Annotated in this window: 23 protein-coding genes; 12 read left to right on the top strand and 11 right to left on the bottom strand. The window is 38.3% G+C overall.

Annotated features, from left to right (window positions below):
• Nucleotides 1-3: 3 nt before the first annotated feature.
• The 3 genes from FDK13_RS19165 (at nucleotide 4) to FDK13_RS19155 (ending at nucleotide 2,710) form a co-directional block, all read left to right on the top strand.
• Nucleotides 4-810, top strand: a complete 807-nt coding sequence (locus FDK13_RS19165) for a 5'-methylthioadenosine/adenosylhomocysteine nucleosidase (protein WP_137341627.1) — start codon at nucleotides 4-6, stop codon at nucleotides 808-810.
• Between the two features lie 288 nt (nucleotides 811-1,098).
• Complete coding sequence (locus tag FDK13_RS19160; RefSeq protein WP_137341626.1) at nucleotides 1,099-1,695, top strand: OmpH/Skp family outer membrane protein; 597 nt, start codon at nucleotides 1,099-1,101, stop codon at nucleotides 1,693-1,695.
• 172 nt (nucleotides 1,696-1,867) lie between these two features.
• On the top strand, nucleotides 1,868-2,710 hold the full coding sequence (locus tag FDK13_RS19155) for a sterol desaturase family protein (protein WP_137341625.1): 843 nt from the start codon (nucleotides 1,868-1,870) through the stop codon (nucleotides 2,708-2,710).
• Nucleotides 2,711-2,793: 83 nt separating this feature from the next.
• Here FDK13_RS19155 and FDK13_RS19150 read toward each other — a convergent pair whose 3' ends face one another.
• Nucleotides 2,794-3,423: a response regulator transcription factor gene (locus tag FDK13_RS19150; protein ID WP_137341624.1), complete on the bottom strand. Its 630-nt coding sequence runs from the start codon at nucleotides 3,421-3,423 to the stop codon at nucleotides 2,794-2,796.
• A gap of 375 nt (nucleotides 3,424-3,798) precedes the next feature.
• Between FDK13_RS19150 and FDK13_RS19145 the strand changes: the two genes are divergently transcribed.
• On the top strand, nucleotides 3,799-4,419 hold the full coding sequence (locus tag FDK13_RS19145) for a response regulator transcription factor (protein ID WP_137341623.1): 621 nt from the start codon (nucleotides 3,799-3,801) through the stop codon (nucleotides 4,417-4,419).
• 294 nt (nucleotides 4,420-4,713) lie between these two features.
• Here the strand turns inward: FDK13_RS19145 and FDK13_RS19140 are convergent, their stop codons facing one another.
• Nucleotides 4,714-7,782, bottom strand: coding sequence for a sensor histidine kinase (locus FDK13_RS19140; RefSeq protein WP_137341622.1), 3,069 nt, complete (start codon nucleotides 7,780-7,782; stop codon nucleotides 4,714-4,716).
• Nucleotides 7,783-8,082: 300 nt separating this feature from the next.
• On the opposite strand from FDK13_RS19140, the gene FDK13_RS19135 reads away from it, so the two are divergent.
• Entirely contained in the window at nucleotides 8,083-8,442 is a 360-nt protein-coding gene (locus FDK13_RS19135) for a cupin domain-containing protein (RefSeq protein ID WP_137341621.1), read from the top strand.
• A gap of 58 nt (nucleotides 8,443-8,500) precedes the next feature.
• Here FDK13_RS19135 and FDK13_RS19130 read toward each other — a convergent pair whose 3' ends face one another.
• From FDK13_RS19130 to FDK13_RS19110, 5 genes are all read right to left on the bottom strand, one after another.
• Entirely contained in the window at nucleotides 8,501-9,358 is an 858-nt protein-coding gene (locus tag FDK13_RS19130) for a hypothetical protein (RefSeq protein WP_229216105.1), read from the bottom strand.
• A gap of 119 nt (nucleotides 9,359-9,477) precedes the next feature.
• A complete protein-coding gene (locus FDK13_RS19125; protein WP_137341620.1) occupies nucleotides 9,478-10,182 on the bottom strand; it encodes a pseudouridine synthase in 705 nt (234 codons plus the stop codon).
• 26 nt (nucleotides 10,183-10,208) lie between these two features.
• Complete coding sequence (locus tag FDK13_RS19120; RefSeq protein ID WP_137341619.1) at nucleotides 10,209-10,940, bottom strand: class I SAM-dependent methyltransferase; 732 nt, start codon at nucleotides 10,938-10,940, stop codon at nucleotides 10,209-10,211.
• Between the two features lie 97 nt (nucleotides 10,941-11,037).
• Nucleotides 11,038-11,760, bottom strand: coding sequence for a DUF1361 domain-containing protein (locus FDK13_RS19115; protein WP_229216104.1), 723 nt, complete (start codon nucleotides 11,758-11,760; stop codon nucleotides 11,038-11,040).
• Between the two features lie 184 nt (nucleotides 11,761-11,944).
• Nucleotides 11,945-13,222 (bottom strand): DEAD/DEAH box helicase, encoded by a 1,278-nt coding sequence (locus FDK13_RS19110; protein ID WP_137341618.1) that lies wholly within the window; start codon nucleotides 13,220-13,222, stop codon nucleotides 11,945-11,947.
• 342 nt (nucleotides 13,223-13,564) lie between these two features.
• Here FDK13_RS19110 and FDK13_RS19105 point away from each other — a divergent pair, with 342 nt between their 5' ends.
• The 3 genes from FDK13_RS19105 to FDK13_RS19095 all read left to right on the top strand — a co-directional run bounded on the left by FDK13_RS19105 (nucleotide 13,565) and on the right by FDK13_RS19095 (nucleotide 15,406).
• Nucleotides 13,565-13,942, top strand: a complete 378-nt coding sequence (locus tag FDK13_RS19105; protein WP_137341617.1) for a hypothetical protein — start codon at nucleotides 13,565-13,567, stop codon at nucleotides 13,940-13,942.
• A 95-nt stretch (nucleotides 13,943-14,037) separates the two neighbouring features.
• Nucleotides 14,038-14,313 (top strand): ArsR/SmtB family transcription factor, encoded by a 276-nt coding sequence (locus FDK13_RS19100; RefSeq protein ID WP_170982846.1) that lies wholly within the window; start codon nucleotides 14,038-14,040, stop codon nucleotides 14,311-14,313.
• 148 nt (nucleotides 14,314-14,461) lie between these two features.
• Nucleotides 14,462-15,406, top strand: coding sequence for a D-2-hydroxyacid dehydrogenase family protein (locus FDK13_RS19095; protein WP_137341615.1), 945 nt, complete (start codon nucleotides 14,462-14,464; stop codon nucleotides 15,404-15,406).
• A gap of 78 nt (nucleotides 15,407-15,484) precedes the next feature.
• Here FDK13_RS19095 and FDK13_RS19090 read toward each other — a convergent pair whose 3' ends face one another.
• The gene (locus FDK13_RS19090; protein WP_137341614.1) at nucleotides 15,485-15,889 is read right to left on the bottom strand and encodes a T9SS type A sorting domain-containing protein; all 405 of its coding nucleotides are present in this window, start codon (nucleotides 15,887-15,889) and stop codon (nucleotides 15,485-15,487) included.
• A gap of 567 nt (nucleotides 15,890-16,456) precedes the next feature.
• Here FDK13_RS19090 and FDK13_RS36430 point away from each other — a divergent pair.
• Nucleotides 16,457-16,579, top strand: coding sequence for a hypothetical protein (locus FDK13_RS36430; RefSeq protein ID WP_262711822.1), 123 nt, complete (start codon nucleotides 16,457-16,459; stop codon nucleotides 16,577-16,579).
• A gap of 27 nt (nucleotides 16,580-16,606) precedes the next feature.
• Here FDK13_RS36430 and FDK13_RS19080 read toward each other — a convergent pair whose 3' ends face one another.
• Nucleotides 16,607-18,019: a glycoside hydrolase 5 family protein gene (locus FDK13_RS19080; protein WP_137341613.1), complete on the bottom strand. Its 1,413-nt coding sequence runs from the start codon at nucleotides 18,017-18,019 to the stop codon at nucleotides 16,607-16,609.
• Between the two features lie 207 nt (nucleotides 18,020-18,226).
• Between FDK13_RS19080 and FDK13_RS36155 the strand changes: the two genes are divergently transcribed.
• The 3 genes from FDK13_RS36155 (at nucleotide 18,227) to FDK13_RS19070 (ending at nucleotide 20,330) form a co-directional block, all read left to right on the top strand.
• Nucleotides 18,227-18,331 carry a hypothetical protein gene (locus FDK13_RS36155; RefSeq protein ID WP_310589950.1) on the top strand — a complete coding sequence of 35 codons (105 nt, stop codon included), beginning with the start codon at nucleotides 18,227-18,229 and terminating at the stop codon, nucleotides 18,329-18,331.
• A 32-nt stretch (nucleotides 18,332-18,363) separates the two neighbouring features.
• Complete coding sequence (locus FDK13_RS36150) at nucleotides 18,364-18,531, top strand: ankyrin repeat domain-containing protein (RefSeq protein WP_374756105.1); 168 nt, start codon at nucleotides 18,364-18,366, stop codon at nucleotides 18,529-18,531.
• Nucleotides 18,532-18,758: 227 nt separating this feature from the next.
• Complete coding sequence (locus FDK13_RS19070) at nucleotides 18,759-20,330, top strand: carbohydrate-binding domain-containing protein (RefSeq protein WP_137341612.1); 1,572 nt, start codon at nucleotides 18,759-18,761, stop codon at nucleotides 20,328-20,330.
• Between the two features lie 75 nt (nucleotides 20,331-20,405).
• Here the strand turns inward: FDK13_RS19070 and FDK13_RS19065 are convergent, their stop codons facing one another.
• Together FDK13_RS19065 and FDK13_RS19060 are read right to left on the bottom strand one after the other, a co-directional pair.
• Nucleotides 20,406-21,209 carry a helix-turn-helix domain-containing protein gene (locus FDK13_RS19065; protein ID WP_137341611.1) on the bottom strand — a complete coding sequence of 268 codons (804 nt, stop codon included), beginning with the start codon at nucleotides 21,207-21,209 and terminating at the stop codon, nucleotides 20,406-20,408.
• A gap of 80 nt (nucleotides 21,210-21,289) precedes the next feature.
• Nucleotides 21,290-22,183 carry a LysR family transcriptional regulator gene (locus FDK13_RS19060; RefSeq protein ID WP_137341610.1) on the bottom strand — a complete coding sequence of 298 codons (894 nt, stop codon included), beginning with the start codon at nucleotides 22,181-22,183 and terminating at the stop codon, nucleotides 21,290-21,292.
• Nucleotides 22,184-22,206 lie beyond the last annotated feature (23 nt).

The following is a 22,206-nucleotide window of genomic DNA, read 5'->3' as shown; positions in this document are numbered from 1 at the left end:
TTCATGAAAAAAACTGTATTACTGTCTCTGGTTTTTGCCTTCCAAATTGTCGTTTCCACAGCTCAGGATGTTACCGGTATTCTCGGTGCATTTCCTCCTGAACTTGAACTGCTGAAAAGTAAAATGCAAAACAAAAAAGATACCATTATTGCAAAAATCAGTTTTTCCAAAGGAATATTAAACGGCAGATCCATCGTACTGGCGCAAACAGGTATTGGAAAAGTAAATGCGGCTATTGCCACTACGATCATGATTGAACATTTCAAACCAAGAGAAATTGTCTTTTCAGGCATTGCAGGTGGAATTAATCCGGCGTTATTCCCGGGAGATATTGTTATTGGAACAAAAGTAACTTACCATGACTACGGTGCGATTGAAGACGGCGGTATGCTTTATCGCCCAACCAGAAATCCGTACACGATGCAGGAAAATCCTGTCACTTTTATCTGTGATTCTGCTTTGATACAAAAAGCTATTTCAGTCGCTCCAAAACTCAAATTTTCAAAAGTAAAAAGAGAAAACGGAAGTTTCTTTCCAACCATTACAAAAGGTGTTATTGTGACAGGCGACGTATTTGTTTCTTCCGAAACTGCAACGCAAAGATTAAGAAAAGATCTGGACGCAGCCGCAACAGAAATGGAAGGCGCTGCCGTTGCACAGACATGTTACCAACAGGATGTCCCATTCCTGATTATCCGAAGCCTGAGCGATAATGCAAACAGCAAAGCAGGAAAAGACATGATGAGTTTTTATAATATTGCCGCCGAAAACGCTGCTATACTTGTCATTGCGGTTGTTGGGAAAGATTAAATCAGACACCTGTTTCTCAAATAAATCAGCGCTTCACTCAAAACTTTTGGTCGCGTATTAAATGATACGGAGAAATTCATTTTCCGTATCATTTATTTTATACGTCATAAATTTTAAATAGTAGCATCTTCAAAAACATCTGCAATAGGAATTTCAATCCGGGACTTCGTGCTGAAACATTTTGCGCGCAAGAACTACTCTTGTTTTTTTAACGTTTTTTAATACAATAGAAACATTAATTATCCCGTTCCAAAATTATGTTTCACCTTTCTTTTCAACCGTATCATTATGAAAAAATTGATTGTACTAATTTTATTTTTGGGCCTAACTGTGACCATGAGTTTTGGACAGGGAAATACTGAAAAAATCGGGTACGTTGACCAGCAGTTTATTATCGAAAATTTACCCGAATTCAAAAAGCTAAACCAGGAAATTGCTGTAAAAAGTCATCAATATGAAAAAATCCTGAAAGGGAAATTTGAGGAGTATCAGACAAAATCGGCTGCATTTGAAAAGTTGTTAGCCGACAAATCTGAACAAACTATATTGCGGGATAAAGCAATGGAACTTGAAAACTTAAAGAAGTCGTATGAAGATTTTGAAAGCAGCTCGATGACAGAACTTCAAAATTATTACAGCAAAAAGTTTACACCCATCAGGCAAAAAGTAGGTGAAGCGGTCATTTTTGCGGGGCGTCAGCAGGGATACGCATTCGTTTTAAGAATGGATTTAAATCCGGATGGCGGTGATATATGGCCGGTTGTGTTATATGCCAGGGATTCAACTTCAAATTTATCAAGAGATATCCTAAAAAACCTTGGCGTTGACAGCACAGCCGCATCCACCAGAAAAACCGGAATGTCACAAATGCTTAAACAGAAATAACATCCTCACTGCCCAATTGAAGAAATTTATATTGAATTTTCACAAATTCGACGCCAATAAACCGTTAATTTTGTACCCTGGCTTTTTAGCTTCGCCATATTTGATCCCCGCATATTTTGATTTGTTAACCAATTTTGAAATGTTATGCATAAAGAATTAAAAGAATCCGAAAATGAAAAATCAAATTGGACCTTACCGTGTGTATATATTGCTGTTTTTGGCGGTGCTTGTCACAGTGGAAATTATATGGAGCTGGAAAAACGACAAGAAAGTTTATGATATAAAGGAAACTTTCTCAAACCTTTTTGTCTTCGCAGGTTTCCAGTTTTCAAAATACATTTTCACTGGTTATCAGCTTGCTTTACTCAGTTTTTTTTCGGGTATTTCCTTGTTTACCTTTCCACATAACACCTGGATTTTTCTGCTGACTTTTTTTGTGGCAGATTTTATCTATTACTGGTTTCATCGGGCTTCGCATGTTTGGAAACCACTTTGGGCATTTCATTTGATTCACCACTCGGCGATGCATATGAACCTGACAGCTGCCTACCGCCTCAACTGGTTTTCTGCACTTGTCAGTCCGCTGTTTTTCATTCCGGCAGCGCTGCTGGGGTTGCCATCGGATTTTATTGTTATTTCGTATGCGCTCAATCTGGCTTACCAGTTTTTTATGCATACCGAAGCAGTAGGAAAGTTGGGAGTTATTGAGAAAGTGATGGATACGCCTTCTTCCCACCGCGTCCATCATGGAAATAACCCCATTTATATTGACAAAAATTTTGGCGGTGTATTAATCATCTGGGACAGAATATTTCAAACTTATCAGCCGGAAACAGAAAAAGTAAATTACGGCCTGACGTCCGGCTTTTTAAGCAATAATCCTTTTAAACTCGTTTCCCGTGGATTTATAGATTTGTTCAGCTCGGGAGATATCAAACAAAACGAAAATATTTTGACCTCAGATTCCAAAACTGTTCAGAATGCCATTGAAAATATCAGAGTAGGCGATCACTGAGTGTAACTTCTCTTCCTATTGGCAGGTTAAAAACCACCAAAAAATTGGGTCAAACTTTAAGCTGGGCTTATCCTATATCCGAATCAGCTGTTCAATTCCAGATAAGTAGTCAGTTCTATAATATTGTTTACGCCCAACTTTTCAAATATTTTTGATTTGTAAGTACTAATAGAAGAAGCAGATAAATTAATATGCTCTCCAATTTCCTTTGTTGAGAAACCTTTGGTCAGCAACTTGGCAATTTCCACTTCCTTTACCGTTAGCTTATCAAGTGCTGAACTATCATTTCCTTTTGTATTGAAAAGGATACCAAACATATTGTTAAGTACTGCCGGACTCGCATAAATTTTCGAGTTTAGCACGTGTTCTACGGCAGTTTTGAACTCATCACTCGATGCAGTTTTTGAAATATATCCGTTAGCGCCAGCTTTCAGAAACGGGAGTGCATACAAATGCTCTTCATAACTTGAACAAACCAATATCAAAATCCCCGGTTGTTTTAATCTGACAGCCTCAATCATTCCGACCTTATCGCCGTGCGGAAGATTAATGTCCATTACAAGCAAGTCAAATGTGTGTTTTTCCAGCAAATTCAATGCCCTGTTAAAATCTGCGGCTTTAAAAATCGTCGCTTCCGGGATACATTCCAGCAGCATGGATTCAATTCCAATGATTAGCAGTGGATGGTCTTCTGCTATTAATATATTTTTCAAGTTTGGTATAGAGTGTTTAGTTAATGCCGGTTTTGATGTAGAATTTGAACTACACCTAGGTGAATTTTTTAAATTTATTATTGAAATAATTTACAAGAATACAAAATTAACTCTGGCATTTTTAACGCTTTCCCAGATTACTTTTACATCAGTGAAATAAAGCTGTATGGTATTTCCCATATTAAGGCTTATCTGGAAACAAACGACTTTTCAGTTAATTCACAGGGAAAAATATTGCAGAATAAATCGCTATTATACAGTCACTTACAGATGGTCGATCTCCTTGCAATTCAATTTATCACTCCTATTAAATCATATTACCACCGGAAAGAAACGGTCCGGAAATATATACGGCTAGAAAATAAATAAAACAAAATGATAATCGCTTCCATTGACAGGCATCCTATTATTCGAAAGGGACTTGGTTTATTTCTTCAGGAACAATTTGAAAGTGCTGTTTTACTGGAATCGGAAAGTTATGAATCTTTCATAAAGTCATTCACTAATCAGGTCCCTGATCTTATTATTCTTGGTTTTACTGAGGAATCAAACATTTGTGAATCGGAAATTGTCAGAATTGCAAAGGAAAAAATGCCCGACACGCCTGTTGTAGTTTATGATGGGAAACCTCGTTACGAAATGGCGGTGTACTCTCTCGTAGCCGGCGCAAGTGCCTATCTGGTTAAAAACAGTTGCCTGAACGAGCTTGTAAAATGCTTAAAATCGGTGACCCAGGGAAAACGTTACATGAGCGATGATGTAATGGATATATTATTGAAGCAATGCATGAAGGCAGCAATAGAAAAGGAAAGAATTGCTTTATTAAGCGAAGAGGAACTTATAATAGCAAGACTGATTTGCCAGGGGTTGCCGAGCGATGAAATTGCAAATATCCGCAGTCGAAAAATCTCCGTGATTAACAAACAAAAATTAAGTATTTATAAGAAACTGGAAATGACAAACGTCGTGGAATTAAGGAATCTGATTCTTTCCTAACCCGTCGTTTTCGAGAATTAAATTGTGGAGTAAGTCATCAGCCTCCTGGTATTACCAGGAGTATTGATTTAGTTTTCTGCGCAGCAATTTCATTCTTCTATCAGGATATTTACATAAAAACGTTGAGTAACTTTTCAATCACCTGGCTCTGCCGGGTGATTCGATTTTCAAAATTCCAAAATTACCCAACACCTTTAAATGACTTTTACAAATTATTTCTCACGAGTAAAAAGCACCTTGCTGAATAGTCATGGAACGGAATGAGGAAAATATTTTCTTATCCATACATGTTATTCAACGAGGAATTGCCTGAATCCCGCTATCATTTATTTTATCAGCAAACATAAGCCTGATAACAGAACCTGAGTTGGTATTTTCAACACTCAGCCTGATATTTAGTAAAATCGCAAGATCTTTTACAATGACCAGCCCCAGCCCTTTATGGTTTGGATATTCATAATTCCGAAGCCAGTCGTCGTAAGATCTGTATGTACTGTTCAGCCATTTAGAAATTTCATCCGGCATTCCTGTTGCAGTATCGCTTATAACTATCCCTCGAAAATCTCCTTCTGCAACCGAAGAAATTGTGATGGTTGAAAGACTAAGTTTTACAGCATTATCAAGCAAATTCTGGACAATGACGGACAAAAGTTGTGCATCACTTTTCACCTTGAAATCGTGAGACACCAGATTAATAATTTGTATTTCCCTATAATTTGCCGTTCCTGAAAGAATCTGTGATGAATGTTCTATAATTTTATAGACCAAAACCTCGTCAATTTTCAGATTATCACGGCTGCTGCTGTTCTGGCTTTTAATATAATTTAAAAGATTGCTTGTATGAGAACGCGCATAATTGATCGTATTGACGGTTTCTTCACTCATTCTTGAAATAAAATCATCACTGGAGTTATTCTTTTTCAGCCGATTTTGAATTTGCGTAAAGGAATTACTGATATAGTGAAGCGGCGTCTGAATATCATGATTGATGGCCGCCACTATCTGTTGGCTGATATGATATTGTTTAAAAAGATTTTTTTCTCTTTCCTTTTTAATCAGATAAGAAGTTCTTAATCTGAGGATTATCCAGAATAAAAATATGGAGAATAAGGTCAGCAAAAACCGGAAAGCCGGTGTCTGGTACCATGCCGGCCGGATATAAATTTTCAGTGTTTTGACGGAAAACTTATTGATTCCAAATCCGTTATATTTTCTAATTAAAAGGTCATGTCTACCCGATGAAGTATTCGGAATCTGAATATCAAAATCATTGGAAACCGGTAACCACACAGGCTTCCTTCCTTCATTTTGAAATGAATATTCAATTCTAAGATTGTTTCGGTTGTTGAAATACGGCGTAACAAGCGAAATTTTCAATTGTCTGAAATCATCCGGAATTTCAATTTCGGTTTTTTCATTAATAAGATTTCCTTCAAGTTCTATCCGGTCTATATAAATATTTTTATCCGGAAGTTCGGGTTTTATCTTCCCGGGATTAAACCACACAAATCCATTCATAGAAGGGAAAGAAACCGTGTGGTCCGCCAACGTTATAGCACAGGGCTGGCAACCTCCGTTAAACTCATTTGTTTCAAAACCATGGCGTTTGTCATAATATAAATAGAAAACAAACTGCTGTTTTTTATCCAGAAAACTCAGCAAATCCGTTTTTGATACCTGAAAAAGTCCTTTGTTGGTCGTAATCCAGAAAAACCCGTTTTTATCTTCAACAATACAATGCGAAGTTGCCAAGAAACGATTTTTGTCAAGCGGAAGTTTTGTAATTTTGTCTTCTTTTAAATGAAATAAACCGTCTCCATACGTAGTGACCCAGGTTTCTCCATTCGAATAATAAAGACTTCTGATATTCGCCTGCTCCATTCCTTTTATGGATTCCAGATATTTTGACCGGATACTAAATTTGAAAAGTCCCTTCGTCGTTCCAAGCAGCAAATACGGCCCAGATAACCTTTGCATGCATGATATTTCCCCAAAAGATCCCCGAAATAAAACAGTCGGCACCGATTTTGGATCAATCGTATTATAGGAAAGTAAAACATCCCGTATGCCACCGATCCACAAAGTATCATGGTTGTCTGCATAAAGGGCCTTAAATTTTTCTGCTAATTTGTGTGTCAGTAATTTTTCTTTGCCAGTTTTATCCATTTTATTCAGTGAAAGCGAATTCCCGATCCAGAACGTACTATCCCTGTTCATAGCCAGGTAATATCTGGAATCATCCTCCACAAAAGCCGGCAAATTAAAAATGTCCCGACTATTTGAATTTTTGTCAAATAAGAAGCCTTGTGAAGAAAGAACGGCATTGTAAGAAACTGGTTTCTGCGCATAAAAAACATTGTCCCTTCCTTTGCCTTCAAATCGCTTTGTTCGAAAATTTTTGCGCCTCAGTACGTATAAACCGTTCGTATAACTTCCCAGAAATAAATAACCAAGGTCTTCATCATAATAAGAAGTTGAAATGTTGAACTCGTCAAAATCAAAGTCTTCCAGGATCAGGCTGGTTCTAAGAAGCGAATTATTTTTTGACCTTATTAACAAATAAAATCTCCTGTTAAAATACAGGTAAGCCTTTTGTGAGATATTGTTCCAGAACAATTTGTAGTCTGAACGCTTGTCTGAAAACAAAGCATCATTAAAAATATCACCTTCCAGGTGAATATTTTCAGCAAACGTTCCCGAGCCGAGGTTTACAAACATACCATTTTGTTGCCGGGCATAGGGATGTGAATCTATTAAAAAGACCTCCTTAAAATTTCCACTAACTGTTGACTGTTTTTTGTTTTTTATAAAAAATTCAACCTTGTCTAAAAACCAGACATAATAAGTATTGTTTCCAGCCGGAATCAAAAAGGGGTTGCGATTCGCAGGAACCGGAAAACGGTAAGGAAAACTTTGTATTATATCTGTTTTCCCTTTAAAACCCTTTATAAAAGGTGTATTTTCTGTATTGAATTTAAAAACGCTGGAATCTACAACGACATGACCGCCGGCAACTATTTTTATAATTTCGCCACGCTCACCAAGTGCCGCGAATTCTTTGTTTTTAACATTATAAGTTTTGATAAAAGGAATAAATCTATCCATCCTGTTACTTAGAATGGGAATTATCGATTTGTTAAAAGTGTAAAATTTCTGTCCATCAAATCGAACCAGGCCGTCTTCTGTCCCAAGCCACACAAAGTCCCCCCTACCTTTCACGATCGCTTTTATACTATTTTGTGGCAGTCCGTTTTCATCTGTATAATGCATGACGAAAAAATCAGGATTTTTGATTTCCTGCGCATACATTTCAGGAATCTGTACCAGACAGAAAAATAGCAGGATAAATCTTTTGACAAACATAGTACCGCTGTGTGTATGCGTAATTTCTAAATATAACTTTGCAAATGCTGATCGTGTTAGCGACACTTACTGCTAATTTAGATTTATATAACGATAATTGGATACGTTGCCTCCATTTTTTTGTACTTTTTAAAATACTAATAGCATAAAATACAAAAATTCAAGAAAAATGTTTGAAAGTTTTTCTAACCTTATCAAGATAATATACCCAAACTAATCCGGATATACGCAAAATTGATACTCTCCTGCCGAACTTTTAAAACACCAAAATTGATTCTTAAGGAAATACTAAACAATTGCATGAAAGCTTACAGGCTATTTACAACAACTGATGGAGCCTCCGCTTTCCAAAAAGGTCAGATAAAAGATTTGAACCAACTCCAGGCTGACTATTTTTTCTTTCAACAGGATCCACCCGAAAGGCATAGTTTTGACTGGCATCCGGCACCAAGAGCGCAATATGTAATCACACTTCGCGGAACAATAGAATTCACTGTCACAGACGGTACTTCATTCATTTTAAACCCTGGTGACGTGCTGATAGCGCAGGATGTGGCCAGTACAGGTCATAAATGGCGAATCCTCGGAGAAGACAGCTGGGCCAGAACCTATATTGTGTTAAAAGATGGAGAAGATGACGGTTTTGAACCCGAAGCATAAAATGCAAAATAGCCGCCCTTAAACGGCGGCCATTTTGTTTCAGGCTAGGTCCGGAAGATCATTCCGGAGCAGCAGCCGTAGTTTTTTGAATAATAGGCCAAATACCTGGTGTTGGAACGCTTACACCTTTTGTTAAACCTCGTGTAGCATTATCAGGACCAAAATAATACATCGGCCAACCTTTGTAGGTCATCTGTTTTTTACCAAAAACGTCAATAGTAGAAAAAAGTGTTTTATCCAATGCAGACGGAACATCTTTCCAATCCGTCACCCAGATAGGCCAGGTAGCATCGTTGCTGAAATCTGCCTTGGTGTAATTGTTTTTGTTCTTTTTGTCTTTTGAAAAAGCGTATAAAGTACGGCCTGTTGCGTCTACGAAAAATTGCGTGTCACCAGTTCCTTCTTTCGAATCAGCAGTGTAATTTTTGCCGTCATTTCCTACCAGCTGTGTGTTGGCAAACATAATCGAGTAAGATTTTTTCGCAACCACCCATACGTTTCCAACATTTTCTCCTTTGACATCACCCGCAGCAGCATCAGGAGTGTAATAGTACAAAGGCCAGCCTTTGAAGGTAGTCTGCGTTTTTCCATCAGCTCTTGTAATTGTACCAAAATCGGTGGCTACAAGTCCCGTGTCCAGTTTCGGAGTAGCGGCTGAAAATATTGGCCACACATCCAGACAGCCACCTGTGCAGGCAGAAGTTCCGTTAACATCTTTTGTGAAAAAGTACAGCGTTTTCCCTTTCTGATCCACAAGCACATTTCCATACGTCGTTGATTTCTGAGCGATGTCGAAAGTCGGCGCAGGCGGAACGACTACTACCGGAGAATCATCGTCATCGGAACTGCATGACCAACCTGCCACGGCCACACATCCCATCAATACAACAGAACGAATTAAACTTTTTGCTTTCATATAAAACTTGTTAGGGGTAAGTATTGGTTTTGTAGCCAATACGGGCGAATCTTCTGTCAGGTTGCGTGACTTTAAAAAGAAGATTTATAATTTTCCCTTAACGCGTTTATAAAAGCTTATCAAATCTGAAATTCAAGGGCGTTCAGCATTCTTTCAAATTCTGACTGATAGTTAGCTGAAATTGAAAGAATATTTTGATTATCAGGATGTACAAATTTTATTTCCCTGGCGTGTAAAAGCATGGAATCCATCTCAAAATACTCCTTGAAAAACTTATTTTGTTTATTGCAGCCATGAGGCCGGTCGCCGATAATCGGATGAAAAATGTGCGCCATGTGCTTTCTTAACTGGTGCATCCTGCCCGTAGTCGGGTGCAGATCCACGAGCGAATATCTGCTTGTTGGATGCTTTCCAAAAGGCAAATCCAGCTCTTTTTTCTGTAAGGTTTCAAACGCCGTAAATGCCTCCTGAACAACACCATCATCACGTTTCAGGGGGTAATCAATTTCCAGATAATCAGGCGTAAATCCTCTAACAATAGCGCGGTAATGTTTTTCTACTTTCCCCTCCTGAAACTGTATTTGCATCAGGCTGTTCATGCGGTCGTTCAGGGCAAAAAGCAGGACGCCAGAGGTCTTACGATCCAGCCTGTGAACCGGATAAACTTTCTGACCAATTTGATCACGCAGGATCTGTACAGCAAATTCAGAAGTATCTGCGGCTATGAAAGATCTGTGGACAAGCAGTCCGTGAGGTTTATTGATAGCTACAAGGTCTGCATCCCTGTAAATAATTTCCAGCGGAACAGGTGATGAAACGGGCAAAATGAGATCGCTTATGACAAAAAATGTTAAAATATGGAAAGATCCTTGTCCGTTTTCGAAGTCAAAACCACGTAAGCGTTCGGCTTTATTCCCAGAAGATAAGGGAACATTTTCAGAAAAAACATTTTCAGTTTTATGATATAAAAACCAACCTTGTTATTTTCATAAAGCGGTTTTAAAACATCATCCTGAAACAGATAACATTTGTCTTTTAGGATCTCAAAATTTTCAGATAATAAAAGAAAACGAAAGAGACCTGGAGTATAAATATTGATATGTCCGTAGGCCAGGAAGTGTTTTATTTTTTTATCGACATAAAAAGAAAAATCAATGGGCACCTCAAAAACCTGGTTTTTAGAAACCCTTTTTATTTCCCTAAGTAATATTCTTTCATGCTCTACATGCTCCATCACGTGTGAGCATATTACGAGGTCAAAATGATTGTCCGGATACGGAATTTTATATCCGTCAAAAAGAAGAACATCTTTTAGATTTTCAATATTTTTTGACTTGATCATTTCAATACCACTTTCAGAAATTTCCACACAATTCAGATTCTTCGAAAAATTCCATTTCGACAACCAGTAAAGAATACTTCCCTCACCAGCGCCTACTTCCAGTACATTCTCAAATTTTATATTTTTGGCTAGTTCTATGATATTCTGCGCCTTGTATTTTGCACCCATAGTGCGCCAGGCTACGGATTTTTCATCGTACTGGGAAGAATAGGAATCTTTTACTTTTTCTGATACATTCATTCTGAAAACGTATTATGGTATCTCCGGATCAACGGTAATTATTATACAAAGTAAATCATAATTGTCTCAATATAATCAAAACAATGGCGTCACTTTCTCAGCTATCTTTCTTGTTGTATCTTACCCTGAACCTGACAATCGCCCAAAGTACCAGATAAAGCATTCCCAAAAGCAGACCGATTTCAAGGCTGATCACAAGTGCTGTCCTGTCGAGCATACTCTTTAATAAATTGTCAAGAATAATACGCGGATCATGAATGATATCCCAGCTGTTCATCCGCCTTACCCGCCCAAGATAAACGCCAAAACCCGCCAGTGGCAAACTGGCCAGCAGAAAAGTAGTACTAACCGATTTTCTAAAAACCCTGCGCCACGTCTGGTGAATCCAGTAAAGAGAAACCAGGCCGTTAAATAAGCTTACCTCAGCATAACAAAACAACATGATGGTGTCGTGCCACGTCAGATCACGTGTTAAATCGATACTTAAATGTGAAATATCCGTGATCATGTAGGGCGCATTTGGAAAAAATGCAAGCCAGAAAAGACTGGAAAGAATGACTAAAAAATGAAGATGTCCAAACCGACGCGTAATATTATTGATGAAAAATGCAGTCATTAACGGTATCCAGCTCAGAAATAGATTCCAGTCCATGGAAAAGTCAACCGGAGCATTAAACAGGATACGAACAAGGTGAAAAAAGACCGCTAACAGACTTAAAACCAAAAGTAATAGCAGCGGATAAAGCCCTTCCATTGAAATAATGGGGGGATCTGCTATACTAAAACGATAATTTTTCCACCATTGAAGGATACGTTCCAAGTGTATTTAATTTAAGTTTTTCATAACGTCTACAAACAGGCCTGATAGCCCGAAGTTGTAAGAAAAATCTTAAAAAAAATTATACCGTCAAAACTTTCAATGACCTCTAAACCGTACTATTTTTTCAAGATTTCATCCTCAAAATCTGTCTATTTCCTGTTTTATAAACGCAAGATAAGGCTGATTACGTTTGCAAAGGACTTTTTTTGTCATTCTTTTGCTTCGGTCGCCTGCTTTTTGATGCTCCTCCGTGATTGTTACGGGTTCCCTGAGAACTCTTATTCCTGGGAGCTGAATTACGAAATTTGGCTGGATCAAACTTGGGTGCTTCCCCTAGTCCCAACTCTTCTGTCACCGATCGTTTCTCTACTTCTTTCTCAAAAAGCTTTTCTATCTTCAAAACATATTTCTGATCGTGCTCATTGATAAAGGTAATAGCCGTTCCTTTTGATTCCGCGCGGGCTGTACGGCCAATACGGTGAACGTAATCTTCCGGATCACGCGGTACGTCGTAGTTTACTACATGACTTAAATTATCAATATCAATTCCTCGTGATAATACATCCGTAGCAACAAGAACCGGAAAAGTCCTGTTTTTAAAATCACGCAACACAATTTCTCTGTCTGCCTGATCTGAATCCGAAGAAATCCCCCTTGCTTCCAAACCCAGTTTTCTCAAAGCGCGGACAATAGGTTCCACGGTTGATTTCCGTGAAGTGAACAAAACCATACTGGTATTTTGCACTTGCGAAAGCAAATGAGCCAGCAAAGGCAATTTTTGCTCATCCGTCGTCATATAAAACTGCTGGTCAATTCGCTCTGCAGGTCTTGAAACTGCCAGACGAACTTCCTCCGGTTTCTGAAGTATCCTTTTTGCCAACTCTCCGATCTTAGGAGGCATGGTTGCAGAAAACATCAAAGTCTGACGTTTTGCAGGCAAAAAGCTCATGATTTTAAGGATATCACTCAAAAAACCCATGTCAAGCATTCTGTCGGCTTCATCAAGCACAAGATGTCTGATAGAACCGAAACTGACGTAACCGAGCTGCAAATGTGCAATGAGCCTGCCTGGTGTGGCGATAATAATATCAGCTCCCTGCGTTAAAGCGCGTTTTTGCTGATCCCATTCCGGGCCCTTATTACCACCGTAAACAGCAATACTTGTTGCTCCCACAAAGTAACCAAGCCCTTGAATCTGCTGGTCAATTTGCTGGGCCAGCTCACGCGTTGGTACCAAAACGAGGGCGCCGATTTGCCCCATCGGACTGGTTGCAATTTTATCGAGAATAGGAATAAGATAAGCTGCCGTTTTACCAGTACCTGTTTGGGCACAAGCCAGAAGATCTTTTCCTGCTAAAATATAAGGGATGGCCTGCTCCTGAATCGGGGTAGCCTGTTGGTAGTTCATAGAATCCACGGCGTTAAGTACGTCTTCGTGGAGTTCAAATTCGTTAAAATTCAAAATTCAGCTTTTTAAGTCAAAACGTTCAAGTTTTCGCACTTGTTACAGTTTTAACAGTTGTTTAAAATAAGAAGCTGACTTTTAATTTCGCTAGTCAGCAAACCGCTTGATTATAAACAAAGATACTCAATAAAGTTGTAAAAATGGCAATTGGCTCAATCGGCTGTATATCAATCATATAACTATAATTTCTTTTGAAAAAGTTTTATCTTTTTGTTGAAAGTAAAATTCTCACAGAAAAAAGTATGACTCAGATTATGAATATAAATCATTAATTAGTAGGCAATTACCTTTATCGGTTACAAATTTTTAGTATTATTGTTTAAACAAATTCTCACCGCCATGAAAAAATTACTTCCCGTTTTGCTTTTCACTTTTATATTTCTGTCCTGTTCAAAAAAGGACAAGGCAGAAGAGCCCATTATCGTACCAACAAACGAGCTTGTAGGAACTACCTGGGAAAGGTATTTGACAAAATTTCCGGAAAACAATAAAGATCTCTATAATTATCTTTCGTTTAAAACAGCGTCAGAAGTCGAATTTACAAGCAAATTGGATAAAGTGGAGCTTACAACAGATCCGATAATTTTCCCATACACCTACGACAGCAAGAAAGTTGTTTACCGGGGTGACGGCTATAATTACACCGGTACATTTGCAGGAGATACTTTAAAAGTAATTGGTACTGCCGGTATTTTGGTATACATAAAGGTGAAATAAAGAAGAATTTTTTAACTGAAAAGATGCACGGTACTGCTGGTTAAATTTATGAAATCACGTCCAAAATCGATATATTTGCAAAAATAAATTTGACCATGGATTTAAAAAAAATAGAGAGAATTTCAAAAGCTTTGGGCGATCCTTACCGTTTGAAAATCATGGAAGCGATTAATAAAGAACAGACATGGCTTCAATGTTCGGCAATTGTTGAAATGTTCAATCTCGCCCAATCTACCGTTTCTCACCACCTGAAGCAATTATCGGATGCCGATCTTCTTATTACAGAAAAAGATGGACGCAACACAAAATATATCGTGAATAAGGATGTTTTCAGCTCTTATATTAATTTTCTAAATTCATTTAAGGAATAAATCAGGTTTAAGAACGAGAGCAAACTGTCAAAATAATTTTCAAAAGAGACATTGTACTTTAAAGTATTTTGTCTCTTTTTTTGTTCTGATTCTATCCTACTCTATACGACAGGAATCGCTTAAACTCTAATTATCAGATTCGAGAAAAATGGACAAAATAAAAATTGCTATTCTGGACGACTACCAGGACGCTGCGTTAAAAATGGCAGACTGGTCATCACTTGAAAAAGTTGCGCAAATAACTGTTTTCAAAGATCATTTATTTGAACAGGAAGAAATCGTTGAGCACTTAAAACCTTTTGATATTATATGTGTGATGCGGGAAAGGACGCCTGTTAACCGCGAGTTACTTTCAAAACTTCCCAACCTGAAACTTATCGTTTCAACAGGAATACGAAATGCTTCCATTGATTCCGCGGCCGTAAGTGCGCTTGGCATCCAACTGGAAAATACCGGGTATATTGGCAGCGGTGCACCCGAATTAACCTGGGCATTACTTATGGCGATAGCCCGGAAAATTCCGCAGGAAAATGCTTCGTTAAAAAGTGGTGGCTGGCAAACCACGATTGCTACTGATTTGAAAGGTAAGACAATCGGGATTGTTGGTCTTGGCAATATTGGAGATAAAATTGCATCCATAGCTCACGTTTTTGACATGAACGTAATTGCCTGGAGTGAAAACCTGACGGAAGAAAAAGCCATAGCAAAAGGTGCAAAATTAGTTTCAAAAGAATATCTTTTTAAAAATGCGGATTTTGTTACCGTACATCTGGTGTTAAGTGAACGGTCCAGGGGAATTATCGGTGCCCAGGATCTTGCATTGATGAAGCCAAGTGCTTATCTGATCAACACATCCCGGGGACCACTTATTGACGAGAGCGCATTGATTGATGTATTGAAAGAAAACAAAATCGCAGGAGCAGCGCTTGATGTTTTTGAAAAAGAACCGCTGCCGACAGATCATCCTTTCAGAAAGTTGGACAATGTGCTGGCCACGCCACACATTGGATATGTTACAGAAGATACCTACAAATTATTTTTTGAGGATACAGTAAAAATCATTGAGAACTGGATTGAGAAAAACAATATTTAAAATTTCATTAACCAGATTTAAAAGAATTTATAAAAATGAAGTCCCGCATTTTTAATTATGCAGGACTTCATTTTTATTTTAAAGCAACGAAACCAGCTTTTCAGAAGCACTCTGGATTCTGATTTCCTTAATCAGCGTTTGTTTTTTGCTATACAATTCGAAGTAGTAAACACCATCAGTCAAATCATTCATATCAAATTGTCTGCGGTATTTAGATTGCTTATCATCGTTTGTTTCGGAGTAATAAACTTTCCCATCTTTTCCGGTAAGCAGTATTCTCAGTCTGGCATCCACGTTTCTGTCTACCAACAGCTTTACTTTATTGGTGTTTGGGACTTTGACCAAATAAGCATCAAATGCTTTTTTGGTTGTTTCTTCTTTCTGGGGATGTTCCTTTTTATCGGAGGTTCCAGAAGTAAACGAACTTAGGGAAAGAGCCAGTGCAAGTACGCAAGGCAGGATTAAAGTGTTTGAAATTTTCATGGCTATTTTATTTATGGTTGAACAATGTATTACACATCATTACACCTTAATAGAAAAAGGTCGTACCAAATTAAATTTACCATGGATACCAGGAGGATATTTCAATTCAATTATCTCATAATAAGATACTTAAAGCTTAAAATTAATTTTTACCCTAAATTTAATATGTTCATATTCGAACATATTTATTGCAAACTGTGCGGTTATATGTAAAAATAATTTAGTCAGTATTTAACGTCCGTTCCGCTTTTGTCAGCTTTGCCAAAATTTTTGTTTTTCCTTTTATCCGACACGAATCTCAGATCTGCATTCTCCCGGGTATAATATTGGTATCAAACTTATACGGCACTGAAAATTGTCCGCAATTAATATTTTGCCAATCAAACGCGTTCAGACAATTATTACAATCAACCGGCTATTAATGGATTATTTATTCTCACCTCAGTTAAACAAAAAAATAGCTCAAAATACGGCACATATCGATCATGAAGGCTGTTTTCCTGAGCAGGAATTCAAATTGATCTCAGAAGCCGGACTACTCGAAATCGTACTTCCCGGCCCAATCCTATGGAACGCATCCACCGGGATCTTACAACTTATCTTCGGCAACCGGCTCCGGACGCTACGATGACTGCTATTGGAGAATACATTTTGAAGCAAGAAAACACAACAGGAATTTGGGATGAATGATCGGCAAAAAACCTTGAAAATTAAATCTTATGAAGTTTTTACAATTGCAATGGCGATGTTATTGACCCGAATTTTTAAATTGATTTCCAGCTGAATGACATTTTCCACTTTTACTACTTCAATTTCTCCCAAAAGCGTATCCCAAACGTGAATTTTGTATAATCCAGCTTCAAGACCGGGAATCTGAATGGAGAAAGAAACTAACATGGAATTGGGTTGAAAAATTTTATTTCTGCCAATTTTTTCTTTTTTCAAAAGCCAGACAATAGCCTGGTTTTTGTCGCCGCATCCAAATGCTGCAAATTTTGAATCAGAAACTTTTATCTCCGAATTTAAATTTTTCCTTTTAAAAATTTTCCAGTTTATCAACCGTGTAAATTCTGTCAAATTTTGCTGAGCCCGGCGCATTCCAAACGAAAGCACGTGAGGCTGGCGGTATGGCCAACGCATTCCTCCTCCAACTGCGCCAGATGCCACATGCGCCCACTGCATATTCAAAAAATACTGATTATCAAACGATTCCGGTAAATTCTGTTTTTTTCTGTAATGGTCAATAGGGCCATGTTCACTGTCGAAAAATGGTCTTTCAGGTGGTAAATTCAAGAGAGCATCTCTAACCATTTTACCCGTGCTTATTGCTGCATCAATCGTATTTTTTGGATTATTGATCGTACCAGTCTCGTAAAAATGCGTACTGGCAAAGTCAAGTTCCGGATGCCGAAAAATCAGATCTTTCATCTGATAACGCTCTATTAGTGGCGCAAAAACGGAAACAGTTTGCGGATGCGTTTTGCCATAAAGTTGCTTTTCCCGAGTGCTGAGATGAACACTGAGCTCTGTAACAAATTCATAAAGTCCATCCGTTTTTCCGAGCGCATGAGCCGGATTGATTTCATTCCATAAATCCCAGGCAAATAAAACACCACTACTACCCCATCTTTCAGTTACAAATGTCAGTCTGTTTTTAATCGCTTCCAGCGTTTCGGGAGAAGTCAGCCATTGCGATTTTCTTTTACATGGGCCATTATTTGCAACATTGTAAGGATGATATTTCCAGCGTTTGTCCATCCAGAAAGTATCAAAGGGGGTAAGTAAAATCCGAAGTTTATATTTTTCGCACAATTCAAATAAATCATCCCAAAGTTGTACCATATTGGGTTGAAACCGACCAGCCGGACGTTCAAAATAACGGTTTTCCGTCTGGCAATATTCCAGCATAATACGCAGACAATTCACCCCGTGAGCGGCTAGAAAAGCAAAATACCCTTCAACCGCTTTTATATTTTTCCTTTTGAATAACCCTTCTAAATCCGGCCAGATAATCGCATCATTTTGTCCAATAGGAGTCCAGTTATCCCCCTTTTCGTCAACAAAATACGGTGAATCTTTGCATAGCTGAATCCAGGTCAACTTCTCATTTTCTTCATTTTTTGTAATCATAAATTAAATAATCCTTTCCGGTAAATCCCACTTGAATATGGAACAATTTTTTCTAATGTGTAAAACAATAAAAGCTATTAAAATCTGCGTGCCATCAGAAGTGCACTTTCATAAGTACAAAAAAAACTGACCGTTAAATTTTATAGAAAATTTTGACAATGTAATCATCCACGCCGCTCGTCTGGGAATGTTGACCTTATAAGAGAAGTGATTGCACGAGGCTCGGATGTGAACGCCCAGGACTACGGAGGAAATACCGCTTTGATGGGCGTTTCATTTAAAGGTTACTCAGATATTGCAGAACTAACCTGAATCTACAACACGGAAACGGAGGAACTGCACTGATGTTTGCGGCTATGTTTGGCAGAAATGAGCTTGTAAAATTATTGGTCGACAACGGTGCCGATATATCCTTACTTGATATCTGCGGACTTGCAGTTTTTGACCTCACCGCTCAACAGGGGAATGAAGCCGCAATAGAAATTATGGAACGCGCACGGCAAATCTCCTGAAAAGATTCTGTTAACATCTCATTTTAAGGCTTTTATTACCCAATTGTAAAATCCCGAAACTTGCTGTTATCAATTAGTTTAAAGATTAGACATTTCAAAAAAACTGAAATATTTTAAAATGAATTCTACCCTTTATTATTCGGCAACAGAATCTGCCTTTCCGGCGTAATGGTTTTTGATCAGGTATTTTTCAATCTGATCAAAACTACTCAGACATCAATTATCTTATGAAAAAATTAAAACATTCTTTGTCAACATTTTGCAGTTTGCGCACAGTTTTGCTGACTGTGGTCAGATTTTCTCTAATCTTTTCAATCATTTCCTGTTCCAAAGGCGAGGAAGATATTACCACCGGAGGTGGTACGGAAACTGGTGGCACGGTGAGCATCGACAGTACTACCACTTCAACGGCAACGGCGGAAGGAAATACCAGCGTAGCTTATAATGAAGACGATTTGATTGCCAATTCGGTTTTTTCATCTGTTGTAACCATAAATTTTGGCAACACGGTAGAAATCACTAATCCGTTATCAGCTGGTGGTGTTAGTGTTACAGAATCCAACGGCGACGTTATTGTTACTTCCAGCGTATCGGAAGTTGAATACATTTTGTCAGGAACAACTACAAATGGTTCTGTCAAGATTTACAGCGATAAGAAATTCAAGCTGACGATGAACGGTGTCAATATTACTAATTCGGATGGACCGGCCATTAACATTCAGTCGGGCAAAAGAGCCTTTGTTGTCTTGAATGCAAACACAACCAATTCATTAACCGACGGCGCTACTTATGTAACCAGTACGGAAGATATGAAAGCAGCGTTTTTCAGCGAAGGACAATTAATATTTTCAGGAACTGGTGCTCTAACTGTTAAAGGAAATTACAAACATGCCATTTGCAGCGATGAATATGTGAGAATGATCAGCGGAGCCATCACGATCACCAGTGCAAAATCCGACGGAATCCATACCAATGACGCTTTTATTGCTGATGGCGGCACCATTAATCTGACGGCATCCGGCGACGGAATTCAATGTGAAGAAGGATATATCGTGATCAATAATGGCAACTTTACAATTAATGTTGCAGACAAAGGAATTTCTGCCTCCTGGGATACGGACACAACCATTGATCCATATATTGTCATTAACGGAGGCACCATCAATGTGACTTCAACCGCAGGAGAAGGCATTGAAAGCAAAAGTATTTTGACGATTAACAATGGAACCCTTACCGTCAAAACATCAGATGACGGATTGAACGCCAGCACTTTTATTTATATCAATGGCGGAAATATTTATGTTAACAGCACTTCCAATGACGGTATAGATTCAAATGGAAAACTAACCGTGACCGGAGGCAAAATTATATCCGTAGGCGCGGCATCACCTGAGGAAGGTTTTGACTGTGACCAGAATACTTTCAAAATTACAGGCGGAATTCTAATTGGTGTTGCCGGCGCGACGAGCTCTCCAACTGCCAGTGTCAGTACACAGCCATCGGTAATTTTGGGCAGCGGAACGGCTAACCAAATAATTCATATTGAATCTTCCGACGGTGCCGAAGCACTGACATTTTTGATCCCGAAAAATTTTACGACGATGTTATTTTCCAGCCCGAAGCTTAAATCGAATGTTATATATAATGTTTATACCGGAGGCAGCGTGGCCAACGGAACAAATCTCAACGGATTATATACGAATGGAACCTACACAGCCGGCACTATTTCTAAAACCTTCACAACCAGCAGCATGGTCACAAGTGCAGGCGGATCTACAGGGCCTGGTGGTGGCCGATAAAAGCAATGGTACTATAATAAAATACCTTCCCGCTTTTTGTCAAAACAGGAAGGCATTTTTATTTCAAAAAGGATATCAAATCAATGTCGGAGCCGCGCCAAAAGCTTTTTTGAAGGCAAAAGAAAAGTGGGACAAATCTTCAAAACCCACTTCCAGATATACATCAGACGGTTTTCTGTTTTTTTCTTTGATCAAATAATAAGCCTGGGATAATCTTTTATGCATTAACCAGCGACTTGGTGAAGTATTAAAAATCTTCTCAAAATCCCTTTTAAATGTCGCCAGACTTCGTCCTGTCAAATAGGCAAAACGCTTTATTTCAACATTAAACTCAAAATGTTTATTCATAAATTCTTCCAGATCAATTTTGCCAGGCTCGCTGAAATCGAATAATAAGCTTTTCAGTTTGGTATCCAGATGAAGCATTAACAAAATCGCTTCCTGCACTTTCAATGTTGTCAGCAGTTTACTAACCGATTCCCCGTCCGTTTCATAAGGCAAAAGTGAAGCTGCGAAATCATTATAAAGTACATTTCGATTTAATAAAGTCAGTTCTTCTTCTGAATGATTTTTCTCTGCTAAAATATGATTCTGCATACTAAAATCCCGCAAGGTTTTCTGATCAAAAATGACACTGATTGCCTTGCAGTCTCCGTTAGTTCCGGGATATTTATTGACTCTTAAAAGTTGGTTTCTTTTAACAAAATAAGAATCACCCTCATTGAAAACAACCTTGTTTCCTGACTTATAAAAAACATGGCTTCCCGAAAAAATATGACAAAACGCATGGTCATGCAAGAATTGTTCAGTTTCTCGGCTCGCGACTGTATAGCAGGAATAAAAGTATCCCGATGATGTAAACTCAGAAGGCTCAACCATATTTTTCTTTTTAAGAACAAACAAAAATACATTTTTTATTAATCACCAATTTTGCTGTAAAGCTCATAATTTCCAATTATCTACATCACGTCCCGAAATAATTTCTTGATCACATCTGTTTCGCTGGTGTACATTGTCTTCTTTTTTGTACCGAAATACAGCGTATTTGTTAATTCTATTTTGCCTTTCCATAATATTTTCACCAAACCGCTTTCCACCTCTTTTTTACAAAGGAAATCCGGAATAATTGCCAAACCCTTTCCGCTGCTAAGACAACGGACAATGGAATTCAAATTTGGTACAATATAGTTTGGCCTGAAATCAGGATATTTATTAAAGTTAAGCTGCCAGAATCTTCTCAAATGTTCCATATCACCCGTGGTTCCATACCATTTCTGCTGTTTCAACCACGCTTCCAGAACGTCCAAATCGCCTTCGGCCAATAATGAATTAAAAGTCTCATTATCAATTTCATTACCTCCTACCATCACAATAGTTTCAGATGAAAAAGCTTCATGATCAATTTCAGAACTCGTCCCTTTTTGCGGCGTTATGATCAGGTCCAGAATTCCTTTTTCCAGATTTTCCAGCATTTCGGGATACTGGCCAAACTGGATAATGACATTGAATGGCAAGGTTGATATGTACTGTTCCAGCGTAATCTGAAAAGTTTCAAAACACATACCCACGCTGATCGTCGGCGTTTGTTTCTCTGTACTTTTCTGAAAATTCTTTTCAGCCTCTTCCAGTTTAATAAGTGGCTCAATAATTGCATTATAAAAAACTTTCCCCCTTTCGGTAGGAATCATTTTCCGCGCAGTCCGGTCAAACAATTTATACCCGACATAACTTTCCAAAGAGCTCAGATGCAAACTGACGCCCGGTTGTGAAATAAATAAAGTCTGGGCCGCTCCGGTCAGCGTTCCGGTTGAATATATTGCTTTAAATGTCCTGTACCACTCTAAATTAACCATATCCTTATCTATCAGTTAAATAA

This window comes from Dyadobacter frigoris (genome assembly GCF_005280585.1).
GTDB lineage: Bacteria > Bacteroidota > Bacteroidia > Cytophagales > Spirosomataceae > Dyadobacter > Dyadobacter frigoris.
The sequence above is the reverse complement of the archived record's forward strand: the minus strand, read 5'-3'. Positions and strand labels throughout refer to the sequence as shown.

Bases quoted from the DNA above. Each gene is read 5' to 3' on its own strand.
- FDK13_RS19105 (WP_137341617.1), top strand. From the start codon at position 13,565: ATGAAAAAATTACTTCCCGTTTTGCTTTTCACTTTTATATTTCTGTCC.
- FDK13_RS19165 (WP_137341627.1), top strand. From the start codon at position 4: ATGAAAAAAACTGTATTACTGTCTCTGGTTTTTGCCTTCCAAATTGTC.
- FDK13_RS19120 (WP_137341619.1), bottom strand. From the start codon at position 10,940: ATGAATGTATCAGAAAAAGTAAAAGATTCCTATTCTTCCCAGTACGAT.
- FDK13_RS19060 (WP_137341610.1), bottom strand. From the start codon at position 22,183: ATGGTTAATTTAGAGTGGTACAGGACATTTAAAGCAATATATTCAACC.
- FDK13_RS36150 (WP_374756105.1), top strand. From the start codon at position 18,364: ATGTTTGCGGCTATGTTTGGCAGAAATGAGCTTGTAAAATTATTGGTC.
- FDK13_RS19135 (WP_137341621.1), top strand. From the start codon at position 8,083: ATGAAAGCTTACAGGCTATTTACAACAACTGATGGAGCCTCCGCTTTC.
- FDK13_RS19090 (WP_137341614.1), bottom strand. From the start codon at position 15,889: ATGAAAATTTCAAACACTTTAATCCTGCCTTGCGTACTTGCACTGGCT.
- FDK13_RS19140 (WP_137341622.1), bottom strand. From the start codon at position 7,782: ATGTTTGTCAAAAGATTTATCCTGCTATTTTTCTGTCTGGTACAGATT.
- FDK13_RS19100 (WP_170982846.1), top strand. From the start codon at position 14,038: ATGGATTTAAAAAAAATAGAGAGAATTTCAAAAGCTTTGGGCGATCCT.
- FDK13_RS19145 (WP_137341623.1), top strand. From the start codon at position 3,799: ATGATAATCGCTTCCATTGACAGGCATCCTATTATTCGAAAGGGACTT.
- FDK13_RS19095 (WP_137341615.1), top strand. From the start codon at position 14,462: ATGGACAAAATAAAAATTGCTATTCTGGACGACTACCAGGACGCTGCG.
- FDK13_RS19155 (WP_137341625.1), top strand. From the start codon at position 1,868: ATGAAAAATCAAATTGGACCTTACCGTGTGTATATATTGCTGTTTTTG.
- FDK13_RS19070 (WP_137341612.1), top strand. From the start codon at position 18,759: ATGAAAAAATTAAAACATTCTTTGTCAACATTTTGCAGTTTGCGCACA.
- FDK13_RS36430 (WP_262711822.1), top strand. From the start codon at position 16,457: ATGGAACGCATCCACCGGGATCTTACAACTTATCTTCGGCAACCGGCT.
- FDK13_RS19130 (WP_229216105.1), bottom strand. From the start codon at position 9,358: ATGAAAGCAAAAAGTTTAATTCGTTCTGTTGTATTGATGGGATGTGTG.
- FDK13_RS19065 (WP_137341611.1), bottom strand. From the start codon at position 21,209: ATGGTTGAGCCTTCTGAGTTTACATCATCGGGATACTTTTATTCCTGC.
- FDK13_RS19080 (WP_137341613.1), bottom strand. From the start codon at position 18,019: ATGATTACAAAAAATGAAGAAAATGAGAAGTTGACCTGGATTCAGCTA.
- FDK13_RS19160 (WP_137341626.1), top strand. From the start codon at position 1,099: ATGAAAAAATTGATTGTACTAATTTTATTTTTGGGCCTAACTGTGACC.